The organism is Dorea sp. AF36-15AT, assembly GCF_003477705.1.
GTDB classification, from domain to species: Bacteria; Bacillota; Clostridia; order Lachnospirales; family Lachnospiraceae; genus Claveliimonas; species Claveliimonas ammoniilytica.
The window spans coordinates 1-1,626 of record NZ_QUDV01000022.1; the positions used below are offsets into that span (position 1 = coordinate 1).

The following is a 1,626-nucleotide window of genomic DNA, read 5'->3' on the forward strand; positions in this document are numbered from 1 at the left end:
TAGTATATCATCATAAACGATGCTTTGCAATGTGAAAAATGAAGATTACGGTACCGGGTGGAAACAATATAACATAACTATGTGAACTAATCAAGAACTTTATGTTGAAAAATAAAAATAATTTATGTGAATTAAATAGAGGTGTAATATAAGAAGATGGTAAAAGAAAATTCTAGAATGTGATAAACTATATATAAAATAGTACAGTGATTGGAGAACAATATGGATAAATATGATTTGATTGCGTTTGATATGGATGGAACATTGTTAACTAGCAATAATACGGTAAGTGAATCATCGCGAAAAGCAATTTCTCAAGCTGTAGATACAGGAAAAAAGGTAGTTATTTGTTCAGGTCGTGCGGTTAGCGCGGTAGAATTATATAAAGAAAGCGACTTGCGTGATGTGCGATATTATATATGTGAAAATGGAGCATTGCTTTACGATTCGGTAGAAAAAGTTATTATGTCTGCAACCGTCATTCCAGAGAAAGTTGTAAGTGAGATAATCGACATGGTAGAGCAAAGTGATTGTATGGTGATTGTAGCATCTAATGGTCACAATCAATCAACCCGCAAAGATGTGAAGCGGATGGAACATTTCTATGCAGAGCGTTATAAAGAACTGCAATTTAAGACGGGGATACTACATGAGGATATTTGTTCGAGTTATCGTGCAGAAAAGTTTCCAGTAGAAAAGCTGAATATATATTGTGCAAGTGTGGCAATCCGGGATGAGTTATTTGATCGTATTAGTCAATTGCCTGTAACTATGGTACATGCGGAAGAGACTGGTTTGGAAGTAAGCCCGTTGCATATGACTAAGGGAGTAGGGCTTCGAAGAATTTGTGAGATTCTGCAGGTGTCTTTGGACAAGGCTATTGCTGTTGGTGATTCCGATAATGATGTAGAAATGATGAAGATTGCAGGACTTTCTATTGCAATGGGAAATGCGCGTCAATGTGTAAAAGATATCTGTAAAGTGAGTGTTGTTGATAATGATCATGGTGGATGTGCGGAGGCGATTCACAAGTATTTGCTGGAGGATGTATTTTCAGAAAGTTATTTATAATTTGTAGGATTAATTACTAATGCCCATCTTGCAAAATGGTAAAATGGGCATTGGTGATTTTGCTTTTTAATTAGCTGGAATATAATCAGCAGAAAGCCATTCCTGAATCATTTGAACACTGACATTCAAAGCCAGGGAAATCTGTTCCAGAGCCATTCCCATATGCTGAAGATTTTTTGCGGTTTCTTTTTGAGTATGCAGGATACCGCGTTTTTCACCTTGAGCTTCACCAATTAAGATTCCTTCATTTCTTTCTTCTACAATCAGTTCATTTAATTTATCACACATAATATCAACTCCTTTTTGCGTTTCTTTTAGTTCTAGTACCCGTTGTGCCAGAATTTCGCTATGCATATCATGAGGATCAGAACAGTGCAGGTCATGCATAAGTCTGCCGAGGGCAGTATCATCCTGGACAGATGAATTAACATAGATGATATGTAGTTGATCAGGGCAAGACTGCCCGGTTTCTTCGAATGTTCGGTTAATGTGACAAATTGGTAGATTGAATCCAAGGGTATCATTTGTCGTAATGAAAATGATATAGGTATCAGG

General features: G+C 36.7%; 1 protein-coding gene and 1 pseudogene. One reads left to right on the top strand and one right to left on the bottom strand.

Going from position 1 to position 1,626, the window contains the following annotated elements; all coding sequences use genetic code 11:
- The first annotated feature begins 222 nt into the window (after nucleotides 1-222).
- On the top strand, nucleotides 223-1,071 hold the full coding sequence (locus DWZ93_RS14590) for an HAD family hydrolase (protein ID WP_118453424.1): 849 nt from the start codon (nucleotides 223-225) through the stop codon (nucleotides 1,069-1,071).
- 66 nt (nucleotides 1,072-1,137) lie between these two features.
- On the opposite strand, the pseudogene DWZ93_RS14800 reads toward DWZ93_RS14590, so the two are convergent.
- A pseudogene (locus DWZ93_RS14800) lies at nucleotides 1,138-1,626 on the bottom strand (hypothetical protein); the annotation flags it as partial.

What these genes read in the sequence shown, in the direction of transcription:
- DWZ93_RS14590 (WP_118453424.1), top strand. Translation starts at nt 223, where the DNA reads ATGGATAAATATGATTTGATTGCGTTTGATATGGATGGAACATTGTTA.